Below are 18,042 nucleotides of genomic sequence, written 5' to 3'. Positions count from 1 at the left end.
ATGGCTCGTTAAAGGAGCAACTAAATCATTAGTTAAATGTATGCTCTTCGGCAGGGAAGCTACCGTTAGCGACTTCATCAATATAAGCTTTGATTGCTGAGCGGATCTCGCCAGTTTGTTTGAGGTAGTTTTTAGAAAAACGTGGGATATAACCACTGGAAATGCCCAATACATCATGCATTACCAAGATTTGGCCGTCAGTGTCTGCTCCAGCACCAATCCCAATAACCGGAATGGTCAGTGCTTCAGTAATGGCTTTAGCAAGCGATGCCGGAATACATTCAACCACTAATAATTGCGCACCAGCTGCTTGTATTGCTTTGGCTTCATCTAAAATACGCTGGGCATTATCAGCATCACGACCTTGCACTTTAAAGCCGCCAAATACGTTGACCGATTGTGGGGTTAATCCTAAGTGGGCACAGACTGGAATACCACGCTCTGTTAACATTTTTACGCTTTCAAGTAACCAATGACCGCCTTCTAATTTAACCATGCTGGCACCAGCTTGCATAAGAATTGCCGCGTTAGTCATGGTTTGTTCTGGGGTGGCGTAACTCATAAATGGCATATCTGCGATCAGTAATGCGCGCGAAACCCCCCGTTTAACACAAGCTGTATGATAAGCAATATCGGCAGTCGTAACGGGCAAGGTGTCGTCATGGCCTTGAAGTACCATACCGAGTGAGTCGCCCACTAAAAGTACATCCACACCTTCGCTGTCAAATGCGCTGGCAAAACTAGCGTCATAAGCTGTTAATGCGGTGAACTTTTTACCTTCTTGTTTGAACTTGATCAGGGTAGAGCTGGTGACTTTTGACATAGTAGACTCTTAAAACAATATTGAAATACTAAAAGCTGAGCTTAATGTGCTGTGCATTAATATCAACTTTAATCGATAAGCTTTTGCAATTCATCACGCATTGTCACACTAATAAGACTTTCAAGGCTTGTGTTACAAGGCAGTGTCAAAGTGGGTGCAATGTCTGCTAATGGTACTAACACAAAACTACGTTGTTTCATGCCGTAGTGAGGCACGCAAAGACGAGGTTGGTTTATGTGTTGTGCACCATACAATAACAAATCTAAATCTAAGGTACGAGGTCCCCAGCGTTCGAGACGCAAACGTCCTTGTTGTTGCTCGATATCTTGTAAAGCATCGAGCAATTCAATCGGCAATAGCTCGGTTTGAAACCCTGCTACAGCATTGACATAATCGGGTTGTATCACATCGCCCATAGGTTTAGAGCGGTAATAAGCTGACACCGACAAGGTGTTATTAAGTGCTAATGTGTTGAGCGCCGTTACAGCTACATCGAGTTGTTGTACCGGCTCTGCTAAATTTGCGCCCAAGGCGACATACACTTGCACCGCCATGGTGGTTACTCTTCTGCAGGCTTGGCAGCGGGTTTTCGACGACGCTTGCGCTGTGGTGCATTGCGATTGCGAGTATTACTGCCTTTGATGCTTTTGGCGATATCACTGCGGTCAGTTTCATCGGCTTCAACAAACGCTTGCCACCAATCCGCTATCTTGGCGGTATTACCCGCTTCAACTTCACCGCGCAGTAGCAGCAAATCATAAGCGGCTCTAAATTTCGGGTGCTCTAGCAGTTTAAAGGCACGGGTGCCTTGACCACGTTCTAAGCGCAGTTGTAGTTGCCAAATGTCGCGTGCTGGAGTACTAAAACGACGTGGTAAGCTAATGGTTAAACACTGTTTTTCAAGCACATCACCCATAGCTGCAACATAGGCATCGTAATGCGTTAGGCCACTTTCAATCGCGATATCATCAGCGCGTTGTTTAACTGGGTACCATAATATTGCGGCAAAGAAAAATGCTGGCGTGACGGTTTTATCTTCACTGACTCGTAGGTCAGTATTACGCATAACGGTTTGCAGCATTTTAGCTGTATGACCTTTAGGCGACTCTTCAATAAGGGCACTCACTTGTGGGAACAGCGGAGCAAATAAACCAAAATCTTGCATCATGTGGTAATTCGCTTCGGCTTTACCGGCAAAGAATAATTTCAATACTTCTTCATACATGCGCGCCGCGGGAATATCACCTAATAGTGGTGCGAGTGCTTTGATAGGATCGGCGGTAACGGCGTCGATTTGCATATCAAGTTTAGTCGCAAAACGAACGGCTCGAAGCATGCGCACCGGATCTTCACGGTAACGGGTATCTGGATCGCCGATAAGTTTTATCTTGCGTGCATTAAGATCGTTTATTCCACCGCCATAACTGCGAATAGAGTAGTCGCTAATGTCGTAGTAGAGTGCATTGATAGTGAAGTCACGACGTTCAGCATCTTCATCTATCTCACCATAAACGTTATCACGTAATAAACGACCTTCAGCGTTTGATTTCGATACTTTGTCATTGCTTTCACTGTGGTGACCGCGGAACGTGGCAACCTCAATGACATCACGACCAAAAACGATATGTGCCAGTCTAAAGCGACGGCCAACTAAACGACAGTTGCGAAATAACTTTTTAATATCATCTGGGGTAGCATTCGTCGCTACATCAAAGTCTTTTGGTTCTATGCCAAGCAGAATATCGCGAACACCACCGCCGACTAAATAGGCTTTGTAGCCCGATTTATTCAGACGATAAAGTACTTTAAGTGCATTTTCACTAATTTGGCGACGTGAAATTGAGTGACCATCTCTGGAGATAATATCCAGACGTAAGCCATCTTCTTGAATTGGCTCTTCAAGGACTGGAGCTACTTTGTTGTTTTCAAATAGCTGTTTACAGAATTGGCTAATACGGCGAAAAATAATACACCTCGGGATGCTAGAATAATTTGATTAAAAATCTGGCGGGTATAATACATTAAATGTGACTGAATGAGTATACGTACAGTGGCGCTAAAAAGGGCTTAATGCAATAACTCGTCATGGTAATGATGATACCTAGTCGTTTCTAGTCGATATGATAATTTCTTTTTGTGCAGGAATCGTACTGAGATCAAATTGTGCTACTGCCTGCTTAAGCATCACATCAACTGCATCAATATCCACTGTTTGTTGACCTAAAAATGTCAGCGCGGCGTTGATACTGGCTTGAGGGTGAACGATATCGATGGCAGAGGCATGATTCTGCTTTGATAATTTAAAGCCTTTTTGTGTGCAGACTAAAGGTAAATGTAACCAATCAGGTGACGCAAAATTCAATTGAGTAAACAAGCTTATTTGGCGGCAACTTGCTTCAAGTAAATCACAGCCCCTAACCACTTCAGTAATACCTTGATAAGCATCATCAAGCACCACGGCGAGCTGGTATGCGAACAAACCATCGCTACGTTTAATGATAAAGTCTTCATCAGCGAAGGCTTTATCAACCATCACATGACCTTGCAGTTGATCAACAAAGTGGTCCATTTTAACTTGGTTACGAATCCGAATTGCACCTTGGGTCAGCCGTGGTGTCAGTTGTCCGCATCGGCCATCGTACACTCCGCCACTGGTTTGAATAATTTTACGTGTGCATTGGCAATAATAACCCGCATCACTTTCGATAAGCGCATCAATCTGATCTTGATATACTTGATGTCGTTGATGCTGATATAGCACGCTACCATGCCAATGTAAGCCATAGGCATCAAGTGTGCGGAGGATATTGTCGCTGGCACCGGGTACTTCTCTAGGAGGATCGATATCTTCTATGCGGACCAGCCATTGGCCTTTAAGACTGTGCGCACGCAGATAACTGCCTAATGCCGCAATGAGTGAACCAAAATGCAGTGAGCCTGACGGGGATGGCGCAAAACGGCCAATATACGATGGGGTAATCATGTTATTTTGTAGCGTAGTCTTAATTAACATCGCTGTGCCATTATCTTCTGTCAAAGTGACAACACTCTAGCGCGGGTAACCAATTAAATGAGTGGCGTGTTTTATTGATGAATAAAATAAAACAAAAGGGCGAGATAATCTCGCCCTTCTTCGATAGCGGATTAACCCGCCATTTGTTTTTCTTTTATTTCAGCTAGCGTTTTACAGTCGATACACTGATCGGCTGTTGGACGGGCTTCAAGTCGACGGATACCAATTTCTACACCACATGAGAAGCAGAAACCAAAATCATCTTCTTTGATCAGCTGTAAGGTCTTTTCAATCTTTTTGATCAATTTACGTTCTCTGTCACGAGCGCGTAATTCTAAGCTGAATTCTTCTTCTTGTGCTGCACGGTCGACAGGATCAGGAAAGTTTGCAGCTTCATCTTGCATGTGAGTTAACGTACGGTCGACTTCTTCACGCAATTGGTTACGCCATGCTTCGAGGATCAATGTAAAGTGACCACGTTGCTTGGTATTCATATACTCTTCACCAGCCGATTCCTGGTAAGGATCTACTCCAGCGATAGCGAGTACGCCAAGTTTTTTCGTGCCTTGAGGCATAACGCATCTCCTGTAATCATTTGCGTTTAAGGACGTCTTAAATTTATGGCCGCTATCTATACCAGAAACTCTATAGCGTGGCAAATTTTTTACATGTATTTGAGCTTTATATTTTTATCTATACGACCACATTACAAGAATCGGTGATGGAACTTGCTTGCGGTGAAAGTGCTGTTTTATAGGCTAGCACTTCAACGCCATGTTCCATGGCTTGTTGAAGTAAGTCTGCGTATTGCGGATCAATATGGCGCGCGGGTTCAACAGTGGTTATGCCGCTGTGTTGTACCACAAATAATAATACCGCTCGATGACCTAGAGTGACCATATGCATCAATTCTCTAAGATGCTTTTGCCCCCGAGTGGTAACGGCATCAGGAAAATAACCTATGTGTTGTTCTAAAAGGGTGCAACTCTTCACTTCGATATAGCAATCTGCTCGATTAGGGCTGGTGAGCAATATATCGATTCGGCTATTTTCACTGCCATACTTCACTTCACGTTTTAGATGCTCATAACCTAACAGTTCCGAAATCACTTGCCTCTTTATGGCATCTTCGGCAAGAGCATTGGCACGTCCTGTGTTAATCCCGATAAGGTGCTGCTGATCGGTTTGCATCAATTCCCAGGTGTGGGCGTATTTACGTTTTGGATTGTCTGAGGTAGAAAACCACACCGTCTCACCAGGAAATAAGCAATTTTTCATTGAACCAGTATTAGGACAATGAATGGTGATCTGTTCGCCATTGGCAAGCATGATGTCGGCAAGAAAACGCTTATAACGTTTAATTAATATGCCAGATTCTAATTCGGGGATAAATTTCATCCATGACCCAAGTGTTGAGTTGATTTACAACAATGCTAACAAACTTTAGCTTGGTTTATCGATTATGTTTTGTCTACACTACTGCCATTAGCTCGTGATTACGTGCGAGTATTGGTGTTCTTAGGCTTACAACAAGGGATTATTATGAATATTATGACCGTTACTCTGACCACAGAAGCCCCAGCCGCTCATTGGGGTAAAGCTGATGTGACCTATCAAGGCTCTTTGGCGACAATTCATTTATCAGGTAGCGATGAACTTCGCCAAGTGCAAATGGCGGCACGCAAAATCCGCACCCAAGGGATTAATTATGTGCAATTAGATGGCGGCTTATGGAACCTGCATTCTCAGTGGGCATTTGCGCAAGGTTTTGCGACAGCGAAAGCTGGTTACCAAGTTGACTGGTGTGGCAGTGACGCCGATAAAGAGACCTTGAATCAACGCGCTGTCGCGACTCAGTTTGCCCGTAAATTAATTAATGACACTCCTGAAGATTTATCGCCATTAGCGTTAGCTAACCAGGCGGCATCTTGGTTAAAAAATATTGGTGGCGACCATGTTAGTTTCAACATTATTGAAGGCCAAGAATTATTAGAGAAAAAGTGGGTTGGTATTCATGCTGTTGGTCGTGGCAGCGAGCGTCCTCCTGCGCTATTAGAGCTTGATTTTAATCCATTAGGCGCTGATGCTCCTGTATCTGTTGCCTTAGTCGGTAAAGGCATTACGTTTGACTCAGGCGGTTACAGCCTAAAGTCGACCGAAGGTATGCTGACAATGAAATGTGATATGGGTGGCGCTGCGACTGTCACTGCCGCTTTGGGATTAGCGATTAACTCCGGTTTGAATAAACGCGTTAAGTTATTCTTATGTTGCGCAGAAAACCTCGTCAGCGGACGTGCTTTTAAACTAGGTGATATTTTAACCTATAAAAATGGTACTACGGTTGAAGTCGTCAATACCGACGCTGAAGGACGCTTAGTATTGGCTGATGGCCTACAAGCCGCATCAGAAACTGGCGCAGGCTTGATTATCGATGCCGCAACCTTAACCGGCGCAGCAGTGATGGCGGTTGGTTCAAATTATAATGCGATTTTCTCACCACAAACCGCGACATTACAATTAGCACAAAAAAGTGCTGCCGCTGTGTCTGAAAACGTATGGCCATTACCGTTAGATCCATGGCATAAAGACATGTGCCCATCAGCGTATGCCGATACCGCTAACAGTCGTCCAGTAAAAGGTGGCGGCGCAGGTGGCGCCTCTAACGCCGCAGGTTTTCTATGGCGTTTTGTATCACCACAAGCCAATTGGTTGCATGTCGATTTAGCTGCAGCGTTTGAATCATCAGCGTCGGCGCTATGGGCCGCAGGTGCGACAACTCATGGTGTATTGACCATTGCTGAATTATTGAAAGACTAGCCGATAAAAGTGCAAATATAAGGCAGATTTAAAGCCGTTGTTATTTAATGTTCTCAGTTTAAGAGCTGGGCATTAGATAATAGCGGCTTTTTTGTTGTCTTCAGTTAGCGGCCAACTTTTAAGTACAGAGTAGTCAGTTTGGCGTTTATTCTTGATAGATTGATACAGATGTAATTCAGTTGGCATCAACGATAACCTAGTGGTGCATCTCAACGTAGGTAAAGTAGTGATGTTAACTTGGCGAAATAAACTAATGTGAGGGACGTATTGGTGTTCGCTAATCAATACCTTGTGATTTTTCGCAATCAAGAGTAGCGATTGAGCCATAAGCAATAGCGGTTCGCTAGCGTGTCCTTTTAGGCAAATTAATCGTGCTGATTGCCATAACGATAGTGTATCTAACTCTTGCATAAAAGTCGGTTTTGGCATCAACTCGATCGCATCGACAACACTGGCATAACTGGTCTGATCTATCTGGCCTAAAAAACCGAGTGTCATGTGTAAATTACTATTATCCACTACCTTTGCTGTATCATTAATAAATGGGCTAAGACGCTGTTTTATTAGAGATGTTTTTTCTATTTCTGACTTTTTTAAGCCAAAGCCGACAAACAATCTTCGCGAAGATGTGGCTTGCATACGCTTATCCTTAATGAGTAATGAGTTGAAACCCTAAGCCGAATAGATTATTAATATTGAATGATGTAAACAAATATCGTTATTTGTGAGTGACTAAACTACACTTAGGTGAATGTTAACGATAATATAGCGCATGTTTTTTTTATTCCTAAGCAAATTGAATTGCTAACCTTGACTGAGTTGATGAATGGCAGATAGCACCCAGCAACTATTGAAAAGTGTTTTTACAAATGGACCTATTGAGAGTAGTAATACTTCGGTGTTATCGCTGCTTAATCAAGCACTAGAGTTAGTCTGTAAAAGACTAGAATGCAGCGCGGCATTTGTACTGACAAATCAGTACGATAAAGTATTTTCGGTCGATGTTGAAATTATCGACACGTCAGAGCAGCAATGTGCTAGTTATTTTGGTACTTCCCCCGCTTCTGAAGCACTGTTCAATCAACAGTTTAAAGATCATCTGTCGCTTTGCGAATCCTTATTTTCTAATCATCAGCTTATCACTTATTCTCATAATGCTACGCAAGGGTTAACCGACCAACAAGATCTAATATTAACACCACTCATTAGCCTTTTTAACGCTCTCAATATTAATTGCCAGCATATTGCACTCAGCCCCGTTTTACAGGTAGGCAATGTCAGAGTCGTGTTAGGCACTCTGTGTGCTTCAGATGCTAATCCTGTTGTGAGTAAGCATAAAGATCCCATTTCGTTTATACACAAGCTACTCGAAGATACCGCTTATCAATTGGCATCGTCACTTGAGTTACGTCGTTTAGCCGTTTTGCTCGATAGTAAAGATAAACAATATCAAGAGCTGTTTCAGTTATTGCCCATAGCCTGTGCGCTCATTGATTTACAGAATAATATTGTATTGCAAAATGATGCGAGTAAAGACAGTCTGCTTATTAGTGAAGGCCAAAGTTTATTTAACTTATTGCGTGAAGAAGATCACCCACTGCTACTCGATACGTTGCACATTGTCCGCGAAGGTATTTTACGTCAAGCCTGGTGTGAAGTACCGCTGCGAAATGGTGGGCAAATTCATTGGTACAAGTTTAGCTTTTGCCATGCTCTTAATAAGCAGCAGCAGTTATTGTTAATGATTGAAGATGTCACCGAGCGTTATCGACTTGCTGATGAATTATCATTTCACTCCAATCATGACGTATTAACCGGCTTACCGAATCGGCTGCAGTTTGAAAATATGCTCGAAGAGTTATTAGACGATGAAGATCATACACCTGCTTGTATTGCCTTTCTCGATCTTGATCAATTTCAGGTAGTTAATGATCTAAGTGGTCATCAAGCGGGTGATTTGTTATTGCAGCAAGTGGCCACACGGTTAAAACAATTATTACGCAAAGGCGATGTTGTTGCGCGGCTAGGGGGCGATGAATTTGGCTTATTGATGAACAATTCTGATGTGTCATCAGCACAACAAGTGGCGCAACGAATTTGTCAGCAATTATTTGAGCATGAATTTATTTGGAAGGGGGTTAAGCATAATATTAGTGCCAGTATTGGCATTGCTAAAGTTGATTATGTTGCTCCAGATATCTATGGTGTCATGAGTAAAGCGGATGCTGCTTGTCGATTAGCCAAAGAGGAAGGCCGTAACCGCTGGCATTTTTACAATCCAGATGACCCACAAATGAACCTCATGTATAACCAAATGCTTGCATCTGTAGATATTACTGGAGCACTTGCGTTAAATCAGTTTGAGTTATTTTATCAACTCATTGAGCCGCTAAATAAACCCGAAACTGGGATACACATCGAAATATTACTGCGCATGGTACAAAGCGATGGCCGATATGTATCACCTGGCGTGTTTCTACCTGCTGCTGAGCGTTATAACTTAGCGCCTCGTGTTGATAGATGGGTTATCGATAATTTATTGAAATGGGGTGGCAATAATTTAACCATATGGCGTCAATTGTCTATGGTTTCGGTTAATTTGTCGGCAATGTCACTGGCCGATCAAAAGTTCATGAATTGGCTTGAAATGCGCTTAATGGTTGAACCAGAGTTGGTGAGTAAGTTATGTTTTGAGATCACCGAAACCGCAGCCGTAAGCCAGTTAGACCAAGCCACAGGGTTAATTGATTTGTTACGTCCGTTTGGCTGTAAAATTGCTTTAGATGATTTTGGTTCTGGTTTTTCAAGTTTTGCTTATTTAAAATGCCTCGATGTGGACTACGTTAAAATTGATGGCCAATTTGTGGTCAATTTATGTGAAAACCGCAGCGATAAAGCGATTGTGACAGCAATTTGTCAACTTGGTAGAGACATGGGGTTTGAGGTTATCGCCGAGTTCGTTGAGAATATTGAGATTGGCTTATATCTGAAAAATATCGGCGTTGATTATGCTCAAGGTTATGCCATTAATAAACCGACGCGCTTGGCCGAATTACCACACGGTTTGCGAACACCTTGGTTAACATCCGCTACGTTAGGAGATAATCTTACGGCCTTAAATGATTAATTGATGTATGCCATCTGCAATTAATGACACCTTGATATGATTGTGGGTAAAATGAGCCCCATAAAATTGCCGTAAAAGTTAATAGCGTTGACCTCAAAACAAGCATTACCGCGCCCAGAATCATCGATTATCACTTCATTACCCATACAGGCGGTACTTAACTCGTTGCGGGTGCAGTTTGCCGATTATTCGCAGATTATTCTCGAAGCACCTACTGGTGCGGGTAAATCAACAGCCTTGCCATTAGCCATGCTAGCCTGGCCTGAAATTAGTGGCAAAATTCTCATGTTAGAGCCACGCCGAGTTGCCGCCCGCAATGTAGCACAATTTATCGCTAAACAATTGGGCCAGGCGGTTGGTCAACAAGTGGGTTATCGTGTTCGCGGCGAATCAAAAGTCAGCGCTGATACTCGACTCGAAATTGTGACTGAAGGTATTTTGACCCGCATGATCCAACAAGACCCTGAACTGAGTGGTATTGATGTGATTATTTTCGATGAAATACATGAACGTCACCTCACTACCGATTTAGGCTTAGCTTTAGCATTAGAAGTGCAGCAATCATTGCGTGACGATTTACGCATTATTGCCATGTCTGCAACCCTATCTGGTTTACCGCTCGACACCTTAATGCCCGATGCAGCTCACATCCACAGTGATGGCCGCAGTTTTGCGGTTGAGATTGCTTATCAACCTTGTCCAAGTCAGCAAATGTGGCTTACGCACATGTCTCGAGTCATTCTCGACACCATCACGTCGATTGAATTAGCCGCTTATCAACAAGGCAGTGTGCTAGCATTTTTACCCGGCAAAGGTGAAATCCGTAAGCTCGCTGGATTGTTACGTGAGCGTTTGGATGCATCATGGCTAATTTGCCCTATGTATGGCGATTTATCGTCTGCAGAACAAGATCAAGCTATTAGGGAAGCAGAGCCTGGTAAACGTAAGATAGTCCTTGCGACCAATGTGGCGGAATCGAGTTTAACTATCGAAGGCATTACGCTAGTGATAGACAGTGGTTATCGACGTGAAGCGAGTTTTAACCCTAAAACCGGCGTGACACGCTTAGGGCTTAAGCGCATTAGCCAAGCTTCTGCCATTCAGCGAAGTGGTCGTGCAGGGCGCTTAGCTGCGGGTTATTGCGTACGTTTATGGAGTCAAGAAGAACAAGGACGTATGCGCAAGGTCGACGAACCTGAAATTATGCAAGCTGAACTGACTTCGATGGCACTTGATTGTGCCAATTGGGGCGCTAAATCATTTGCCGAATTGTCATTGCTCACGCCGCCGCCGGCCATTCATGAACAGGTTGCTTGGGGATTACTTCAGCAACTTGAATTGATTGACTCACAACGTAAATTAACGCCATTAGGTCGAGATGCTTATGCATTAGGTTGCCATCCGCGTTTAGCGCATATGCTGCTTAAAGCTAAGCAACTTGCTCAGGATGACAATCAGCCGCAACTGTGTTTATTGGCATGTGTGTTAGCGGGCATTATTGAAGCTCGCGGCTTACCCAAAAAAGGCGCCGATATTCATCATTATTTGACTGAGGCTTTGCAGGGACAGATTAAGCAGCAAGTAAGGCAATGGCAGCAATCCTTGGCGATATCGGGTCAGATCAATGAAGCCATACGAAATGCATCCACTCGCGATATTAGTTATTTGTTAGCACTTGCTTACCCTGATCGTATTGCCAAAGCACGTGGTCATGAAGGCTTTTTATTAAGTAATGGTACTGGCGTAGTGATCAGTGCCGATGATAGTTTGGCACATGAACCATGGTTAGTGGTTGCTGACTTTCAAGAGACTCAAGGTCGTAATGCTGGTCAGGTTTACCTTGCTGCAAGGTTGGATGAACGTTTATTTACGGCTGAGCTTACCTCGTTAGTGACCACTCATGTACACGCTGGTTGGGATGAAGCAAAAGGGCGTTTCTTTGCAGAGAGACACACTAAAATCGGTGAGATTATTATTAAAGTCGACACCGGTATTACACCTGAACGAGCACACATTACCGCCGCGTTGTTAGCACAAATCCGCATTAAAGGGTTAACAATCCTTAATCGTGACGAGCTATTAATCCAGTTACAATATCGGGTTGAATTAGCACGACACTTTGATCCAGAGCATGATTGGCCTTGCTTAAGTGATGAGTTCTTGCTGGCTTCATTAGAAGATTGGCTTGGGCCACATTTAGACAATATTCGTTCATTGGCCGCATTAGCTAAAGTTGACGCTTATGGATTGGTGAAAAACTTACTCAATTGGCAGCAGCAGCAAAGGTTAGAGCAGTTGGTGCCTACACACTGGCCGATGGCAACAGGTACTCGTGCGCCAATTCGTTACCAGATGCCCCTTGACGCCGATGGACATTTTTATCATAACCATGATCAACAAGGGCGTGCGTTGCTCAGTGTACGATTACAAGAAGCATTAGGGATGGCGCAAAGCCCGACAATATTGCACGGTAAAATGACCGTGACTATGGAGTTATTATCGCCAGCACAAAGACCATTAGCCGCAACGGCTGATTTAGCCAGTTTTTGGCAAGGCCCTTATATTGATGTGAAAAAAGAAATGCGTGGCCGTTATCCTAGGCATTTATGGCCTGATGACCCAGTGAATACTGTGGCTACAAAATTTACTAAAAAGAAAACTCCTGGCGTGTAAATAAGTTATCTAGCTTATTAATAACATGTAATTATTCAGCGTTATATGGAAAATGAAATCATTATTTATGACTAAAAAAACCAAAAAGTCTTCGGTAACCACAAAAAAGACAGGACCCTCTTGGTGGCGAAAGCTGTGGTCACTCACATTGAAATTATCCATAGTTGGTATTGCCGTTGTAAGCTTTTATGCTATTTATTTAGACCAAATTATTGCGCAAAAATTTGAAGGCCAAAAGTGGCATTTACCTGCGCAAGTTTTTAGCCGTTCAATGGCGCTATACCCGGGAGCTGCGATAAACCATCCTCAGCTAATGGCCGAATTAAAGCTATTGGGTTATCGTAAAGTGGCTAACCCACGTCAAGTTGGCGAGTTTTCAGCATCCAGCACCCGCATTGAATTATGGCGTCGGCCGTTTTTGCACCCAGAAGGTAATCAAGTCGCACAAAAAGTGATGATTAGCTTTGACTCTCAGGGCGTGAGCTCGGTTAAGCGCATGTCTGATAAACGTGAATTAGCCGTATTTCATTTAGAACCAGTCTTACTTGACCGTATTATTGCCGGCGATGGCGAAGATCGCTTATTTGTGCGCGCGCCTGAAATGCCTTCGATGATCATCGATGCGCTTATTTTGGTTGAAGACCGCAGCTTTTATGATCACTTCGGGGTAAACCCATTGGCCATTGCAAGAGCTGCAGTTGTCAATATCACCGCGGGTCGTACCGTTCAAGGTGGTTCAACCTTAACTCAACAGTTAGCCAAAAATTTCTTTTTAAGCAGTGAACGTTCAATTGTGCGTAAAGTACGTGAAGCCCTTATGGCGTTGATCATTGATTTTCGATATAGCAAAGATGAAATTTTAGAGGCTTATCTCAATGAAGTGTACATGGGCCAAGATAAAGCCCGTGGTGTGCATGGTATGGGGCTAGCATCACAGTTTTACTTTGGTCGCCCCATTGCTGAGCTGACCGTGTCGCAACAAGCCTTTTTAGTTGCGGTTATTAAGGGGCCTTCTTATTACAATCCTTGGCGTTATGCTGAGCGAGCCCAAGAGCGACGTGATCTAGTATTACGTTTATTGATGGAAAACGATAAATTAACCGTTGCTCAATATAAAGCTGCTGTAGAGTCGCCTATTGGTCTTCGCAGTGCGACAAAATCGGTACATCAAAAATTACCGGCATTTTTTGCCGTGGTAAAACAAGAGTTGCGCGACCGTTATGGCGACTCATTACTCAAGCAATCGGGTGTTAAAGTCTATACCACGCTTGATCCTATGGCCCAAGAAGCAGCTGAAAAAGCCGTGTTATCTACCATGGCATCACTGGATAAACGGGCTAAAAATATTCAAGTCGGTATGGTGGTTACCGATAAATACACCGGTGGTATTGCTGCCATGGTGGGCGATAAGCAACCCAGTTATGAAGGCTTCAATCGTGCGGTAGAAATTAGACGCCCAATCGGATCGTTAATTAAGCCATTCGTGTATGCCAGCGCATTACGCCAAGCGGATAAGTTTACCTTAGCGACCCCAATTGAAGATAAACCTATTACGCTTCAAAATGAGCAAGGTAAAACTTGGTCACCTAAAAATGTCGATAAAAAGTTCAGCGGTCAAGTGCCTTTATTAAGTGCATTTAAAGATTCAATGAACGTTCCAACGGTAAATGTTGGTTTGGCTGTTGGAGTAGACAAGGTTGCTGCTACGTTAAAAAGTTCAGGTTGGGATGATGATATTTCTCCTTATCCATCCATGTTACTTGGTGCTGTAAATGGTTCACCATTAATGGTGGCTCAAGTTTATCAAACCCTTGCAGATGAAGGACGTTATCGTAAGTTATCATCGATTACTGCTGTGCTCGACAGTCAAAACCAAGCATTAGATGTTAGCCGTGTGCCATCGTCGATGGCGATTGATCCTGCTACCGATTATTTAGTCCAATATGCAATGAATCAAGTGGTGCGTTCTGGAACCGCTAAGCGCTTAGGTGCTGCATTCCCTGGCGTACGTCTAGCGGGTAAAACGGGGACCAGTAACGACAGTCGCGACTCATGGTTTGCAGGTTTTGACGAACGTAACGTGGCAGCTATTTGGGTTGGTCAAGACGATAACAGTAAAACTGGTTTATACGGCAGTAGTGGTGCAATGGCTGTGTATCAAGCTTTTCTAAATGAACGTCCGCCGCTTAGTTTGCGTATGATGCCTGTTAATGGCGTAATAAACGGTTATTTTGATCGAACAACTGGCGCGGCTAAACAAGGTAATTGTGACAATATTGTTGGCTTACCGGCTTTAGAATCAAGCTTTCACCCAGTGGCTAATTGTGGCGAGTCACTCTCGTGGTGGCAGAAGCTGGTGGGGCAATAATTGATCTGCTAACTCGTCTTAAAGTATAAGCCTATTTCAGGGCGAGACATCTGAATATAAAAAGCCCAAGGTTAAATAACCTTGGGCTTTTTATTGGATTCAACGTTGGTTTAATAATGGCTAATGTTTATCTAGCTGTTGCCTTAACTTTTTGATTTCATCGAGCATGTGTTGTTGGTTTTGTTCCATTTTCTGCTGGTTTAGCTGCATTTGCTCCAGCGCCATATTTAGCTGATTGTTAATGTGTTCTTTATGTGCGGTTTGGGCTTCTTGTGCCTCGGTACGTTCTTGCTCATCAGGAGCGACGAAAACAGAAGCCATGTAACCCGATATCACCCCAAAAAAGCTAACCCCGCTGATAATCACTAGCCCACCAATAACATGACCAATTGTAGTGACAGGGTAAAAATCCCCATAACCGACTGTTGATATGGTCACTAAAGCCCACCAAATGGCTTGTTCTGCAGTTTGGATGTTGGCGTTAGGCTCAGCGCTTTCTACTAATAAAATAAGTACTGATGCAGCCGCTAAAATTAACACCATAGCGACCAATAAGCTGGCCAGAGTCGTTTGTTTACGTTGACGCAATAATGGGATGAGTAATGAGCGACTCATGCGGATTAACCGAATGACTCTTAATATTTGGAATATACGTGCAAAGCGCAGCGCTTCAATAGCCGGAATACTGGCAATAAAGTCAATCCAATGATGACGGATGTAAAAGGCTCTGTTGCGTGCTTTGACTAAACCATAGAAAAATTTGGTCATGAAAATGACACATATGGTCGTGTCGATATAGAGTAAGACTTTGTTCGTTTCAGCGCCTAACTTGCCGAACGTCATGGTCAATACAATAACCACTGAAATTAATGATAACACCATCATCGCGAGTTCGAATGGACTTGGACCATCGACGTTTTTAATTGACCAACTTTTAGATTCGAGCATGTCGTTAAATCCGTTTACATTCGTTAGCCGTTAGGCCTAGTGAATTGATTAGCTTTATCATAACAAAAAACGCACAAGGCAGGGGCCTAGTGCGTTTTTTTAGTTGGCATAATTAGCATAAAACCGTGTTTATTTTGCTGATTTATTATCAACGAAGTGGACTAAGTCATCTAACACACGCTTTTTAATTTCCAGTTGTGACTCACTGTCTAAACCGTATTTCTGCGCTAAAATAACATAGTCAGCAGCATCTAATGACACGGTTAAACGCGGACGTTTAGGTCGTTTAGATACCGATAATCCTAGTATCGTCCTAATTTGGTCTGATGGACTCACGCCTTTGTCTAAGGCCGCTTTGCGGATCGAGTATTGAAACTTCTCATCCAGATCAAAAGCCACTTGAGTCGCTTTCGCCGCTTGTTGGTTTTTAAGCCATTTCTCTGGTAACGGTTTGCCTGAACTCATTAGAAAATCGTCTCCTACCTGTATCAGCTTGCTGGCCAGTATTCTCTAATATCTGTCAGTGGTCGATATAATGTCAACATCACTTCAGTGTCGCCACTTTCGTAAACTTCAATATCTACCGCATGAGAGTCAGCAGAGTTGACTAAGCTGTAGCCTTCAAAACCTTCACCGCGGGCATCATCGTCATTTTGAGGCGGTTTTAAATCTCGATAATCTTGACGATGGAAGTAGCCAAAACTAGCAAATTCGGCTTGATGATATTCATCACTGAGCCATTTATCTAACTCGGTCGCTAATTCGTCATTCAGAGTTTGCAGAGTGAGTGTTGCTTTACCTGGTTCTTCAAATATTTCTGCAAATGCATCAAGGTCAAACAATTGTTCAACCAGGTCACGATTTATTTTGATTGAAATACTTAAGTAAGATTCGTCTTCTTGAATATAGGATAGGTAAATTGCCGTGCCGCTATGGCCACGCAATAAGAATTCACAAAGCTGCGAGCGCTGGTATTCATAAGTATGAATAGCCTCAACCTTAAGCTGTTGCCCACGCAATTGCGTGGGCAAAGCAAAACTGTCATCAAAGGTGATCATATCACCCTTGAGCAGTTTATTAGGGTGGTCAAGCTGACGCTTCGGGGCTTCTTTTTTGCCGAATAGGCCGCTAAGAAATCCCATAATCGCTTAGCCTTTACGTGCTTTGATGCGATCTAACACTGCATTAGCATTCGACTTTTGCTCACCAATACCAGCTTCTGCTAGTTTTGCGTGTAATGACTTATCGCTATTTTCTTCAGCTAAGGTTTCAGACGCTTTTAAGCGGTCATCAAACTGCTGCTGACGTGCTTTGATGCGCTCAAGTGAATCTTTAGCATTAAGCAGTTTTGAGTTGCTTGAAGCAAATGAGTCAGTGATAGTCGCAGTCGCTTTTTGTACACTTTCAGTTGTTTTGACCATGGTTAATTGACGTTGATAATCATTTAACTGACGCTCGGTCTTTTTAACTAAGTCTTTTAAACGCACTGCATGCGAACTAAAGCTGTCATTGGCAGTTTGTTGCTCGGCTAACTCTTCGTCTAATTGAGCAATCTTTTCTGCAATTTCAATCGCTAATGCTTCATTGCCTTTTTCTAGCGCTTGGGTGACATAACCTTCGTGCTCAGCAACGCTGCGCTTTAAGCGATCAATTTCGCGGCTAGCTTGCATTTCTTTGGCCATCACGTCGGTTAATTCACGTTTAGCGCGAGTTAAATGTTTTTCTGCATCTCGAATTTCTTGTTCAAAAATACGAGTTGAGTTTGCGTCAACGATATTTTGGCCAACTTCTGTTGCACCACCACGAAACGCTGTAAGAATCTTGTTTAGAATGCCCATAATTGGCTCCTTAGTTTAAAAATTCGACGAGTTCGTCGATGACTTCCAGACAGTTGTCTGACAGTACTGCTAATTCTTGTTCAATCTCTTCCATGCTTGAAAGCACAGATAAAGCTCCGTAAACCACATATTTATCATCAATTTTAGCAAACGATGATAATGGCATTGGAATGTTCAGTTCTAACATGGTCTCAAACATTTCAGACCGACGAGCTTGATTTACTTCGTTTTCGCCCCACAAGTAGCTGATGCACAATATTTGGTTATCAGTTACTGATACAAACACCGGAATTTCTTCGCGGCCGACAATATTGACTTGTAACACTTCAACATCACCGTCAATCGGATAACAATCAAATTGAAAACCGGTTTTGCTGTGATCGCACAGTCCGTTTAGGTGACTTGCAATAGTATGGATGTTCATATTCGTCCTTA

The 18,042-nt window shown here is 43.2% G+C and carries 16 protein-coding genes; 4 read left to right on the top strand and 12 right to left on the bottom strand.

The genetic code is table 11. From position 1 onward, the window contains the following. Positions 1-28 precede the first annotated feature (28 nt). From panB to sfsA, 6 genes are all read right to left on the bottom strand, one after another. A complete protein-coding gene (panB, locus tag H5114_RS04645) occupies positions 29-823 on the bottom strand; it encodes a 3-methyl-2-oxobutanoate hydroxymethyltransferase (protein ID WP_124018343.1) in 795 nt (264 codons plus the stop codon). Positions 824-891: 68 nt separating this feature from the next. Next, positions 892-1,377: a 2-amino-4-hydroxy-6-hydroxymethyldihydropteridine diphosphokinase gene (gene folK / locus H5114_RS04640; protein ID WP_182722336.1), complete on the bottom strand. Its 486-nt coding sequence runs from the start codon at positions 1,375-1,377 to the stop codon at positions 892-894. 5 nt (positions 1,378-1,382) lie between these two features. Continuing rightward, positions 1,383-2,684 (bottom strand): polynucleotide adenylyltransferase PcnB, encoded by a 1,302-nt coding sequence (pcnB, locus tag H5114_RS04635; RefSeq protein WP_182722431.1) that lies wholly within the window; start codon positions 2,682-2,684, stop codon positions 1,383-1,385. A gap of 240 nt (positions 2,685-2,924) precedes the next feature. Next, positions 2,925-3,836 carry a tRNA glutamyl-Q(34) synthetase GluQRS gene (gluQRS, locus tag H5114_RS04630; protein ID WP_404948340.1) on the bottom strand — a complete coding sequence of 304 codons (912 nt, stop codon included), beginning with the start codon at positions 3,834-3,836 and terminating at the stop codon, positions 2,925-2,927. A 131-nt stretch (positions 3,837-3,967) separates the two neighbouring features. Continuing rightward, a complete protein-coding gene (dksA, locus tag H5114_RS04625; RefSeq protein ID WP_011638715.1) occupies positions 3,968-4,411 on the bottom strand; it encodes an RNA polymerase-binding protein DksA in 444 nt (147 codons plus the stop codon). Between the two features lie 118 nt (positions 4,412-4,529). Next, positions 4,530-5,234, bottom strand: coding sequence for a DNA/RNA nuclease SfsA (gene sfsA / locus H5114_RS04620; RefSeq protein ID WP_182722335.1), 705 nt, complete (start codon positions 5,232-5,234; stop codon positions 4,530-4,532). A 144-nt stretch (positions 5,235-5,378) separates the two neighbouring features. Here sfsA and pepB point away from each other — a divergent pair, with 144 nt between their 5' ends. Continuing rightward, positions 5,379-6,653 carry an aminopeptidase PepB gene (gene pepB, locus H5114_RS04615; protein ID WP_124018103.1) on the top strand — a complete coding sequence of 425 codons (1,275 nt, stop codon included), beginning with the start codon at positions 5,379-5,381 and terminating at the stop codon, positions 6,651-6,653. A gap of 72 nt (positions 6,654-6,725) precedes the next feature. Here the strand turns inward: pepB and thpR are convergent, their stop codons facing one another. Continuing rightward, positions 6,726-7,292, bottom strand: coding sequence for an RNA 2',3'-cyclic phosphodiesterase (thpR, locus tag H5114_RS04610; RefSeq protein WP_182722334.1), 567 nt, complete (start codon positions 7,290-7,292; stop codon positions 6,726-6,728). 187 nt (positions 7,293-7,479) lie between these two features. Here thpR and H5114_RS04605 point away from each other — a divergent pair, with 187 nt between their 5' ends. The 3 genes from H5114_RS04605 (at position 7,480) to mrcB (ending at position 14,821) form a co-directional block, all read left to right on the top strand. After that, positions 7,480-9,780, top strand: coding sequence for a bifunctional diguanylate cyclase/phosphodiesterase (locus H5114_RS04605; protein ID WP_182722333.1), 2,301 nt, complete (start codon positions 7,480-7,482; stop codon positions 9,778-9,780). A gap of 129 nt (positions 9,781-9,909) precedes the next feature. Next, positions 9,910-12,453 carry an ATP-dependent helicase HrpB gene (gene hrpB, locus H5114_RS04600; RefSeq protein ID WP_182722429.1) on the top strand — a complete coding sequence of 848 codons (2,544 nt, stop codon included), beginning with the start codon at positions 9,910-9,912 and terminating at the stop codon, positions 12,451-12,453. Between the two features lie 67 nt (positions 12,454-12,520). Then, entirely contained in the window at positions 12,521-14,821 is a 2,301-nt protein-coding gene (mrcB, locus tag H5114_RS04595) for a penicillin-binding protein 1B (protein WP_182722332.1), read from the top strand. Positions 14,822-14,941: 120 nt separating this feature from the next. Here the strand turns inward: mrcB and H5114_RS04590 are convergent, their stop codons facing one another. From H5114_RS04590 to H5114_RS04570, 5 genes are all read right to left on the bottom strand, one after another. Continuing rightward, positions 14,942-15,769, bottom strand: coding sequence for an ion transporter (locus tag H5114_RS04590; RefSeq protein ID WP_182722331.1), 828 nt, complete (start codon positions 15,767-15,769; stop codon positions 14,942-14,944). Positions 15,770-15,898: 129 nt separating this feature from the next. After that, positions 15,899-16,234: a hypothetical protein gene (locus H5114_RS04585; protein ID WP_124018087.1), complete on the bottom strand. Its 336-nt coding sequence runs from the start codon at positions 16,232-16,234 to the stop codon at positions 15,899-15,901. A 23-nt stretch (positions 16,235-16,257) separates the two neighbouring features. Beyond that, entirely contained in the window at positions 16,258-16,911 is a 654-nt protein-coding gene (locus H5114_RS04580; protein WP_182696683.1) for a hypothetical protein, read from the bottom strand. A 6-nt stretch (positions 16,912-16,917) separates the two neighbouring features. Then, on the bottom strand, positions 16,918-17,607 hold the full coding sequence (locus H5114_RS04575) for a PspA/IM30 family protein (protein WP_124018085.1): 690 nt from the start codon (positions 17,605-17,607) through the stop codon (positions 16,918-16,920). 10 nt (positions 17,608-17,617) lie between these two features. Then, positions 17,618-18,031, bottom strand: a complete 414-nt coding sequence (locus tag H5114_RS04570) for a YjfI family protein (RefSeq protein WP_124018084.1) — start codon at positions 18,029-18,031, stop codon at positions 17,618-17,620. Positions 18,032-18,042: the final 11 nt, after the last annotated feature.

Origin of the sequence: Shewanella sp. SR43-8 (genome assembly GCF_014163775.1) — a bacterium.
In the GTDB taxonomy this organism is placed as follows: domain Bacteria; phylum Pseudomonadota; class Gammaproteobacteria; order Enterobacterales; family Shewanellaceae; genus Shewanella; species Shewanella vesiculosa.
The sequence above is the reverse complement of the archived record's forward strand: the minus strand, read 5'-3'. Positions and strand labels throughout refer to the sequence as shown.

Coding starts and splice junctions, on each gene's coding strand:
- sfsA (WP_182722335.1), bottom strand. CDS start 5,234: ATGAAATTTATCCCCGAATTAGAATCTGGCATATTAATTAAACGTTAT.
- pepB (WP_124018103.1), top strand. CDS start 5,379: ATGAATATTATGACCGTTACTCTGACCACAGAAGCCCCAGCCGCTCAT.
- H5114_RS04570 (WP_124018084.1), bottom strand. CDS start 18,031: ATGAACATCCATACTATTGCAAGTCACCTAAACGGACTGTGCGATCAC.
- H5114_RS04580 (WP_182696683.1), bottom strand. CDS start 16,911: ATGGGATTTCTTAGCGGCCTATTCGGCAAAAAAGAAGCCCCGAAGCGT.
- panB (WP_124018343.1), bottom strand. CDS start 823: ATGTCAAAAGTCACCAGCTCTACCCTGATCAAGTTCAAACAAGAAGGT.
- H5114_RS04590 (WP_182722331.1), bottom strand. CDS start 15,769: ATGCTCGAATCTAAAAGTTGGTCAATTAAAAACGTCGATGGTCCAAGT.
- thpR (WP_182722334.1), bottom strand. CDS start 7,292: ATGCAAGCCACATCTTCGCGAAGATTGTTTGTCGGCTTTGGCTTAAAA.
- H5114_RS04575 (WP_124018085.1), bottom strand. CDS start 17,607: ATGGGCATTCTAAACAAGATTCTTACAGCGTTTCGTGGTGGTGCAACA.
- folK (WP_182722336.1), bottom strand. CDS start 1,377: ATGGCGGTGCAAGTGTATGTCGCCTTGGGCGCAAATTTAGCAGAGCCG.
- H5114_RS04605 (WP_182722333.1), top strand. CDS start 7,480: ATGGCAGATAGCACCCAGCAACTATTGAAAAGTGTTTTTACAAATGGA.
- dksA (WP_011638715.1), bottom strand. CDS start 4,411: ATGCCTCAAGGCACGAAAAAACTTGGCGTACTCGCTATCGCTGGAGTA.
- H5114_RS04585 (WP_124018087.1), bottom strand. CDS start 16,234: ATGAGTTCAGGCAAACCGTTACCAGAGAAATGGCTTAAAAACCAACAA.
- gluQRS (WP_404948340.1), bottom strand. CDS start 3,836: ATGTTAATTAAGACTACGCTACAAAATAACATGATTACCCCATCGTAT.
- mrcB (WP_182722332.1), top strand. CDS start 12,521: ATGACTAAAAAAACCAAAAAGTCTTCGGTAACCACAAAAAAGACAGGA.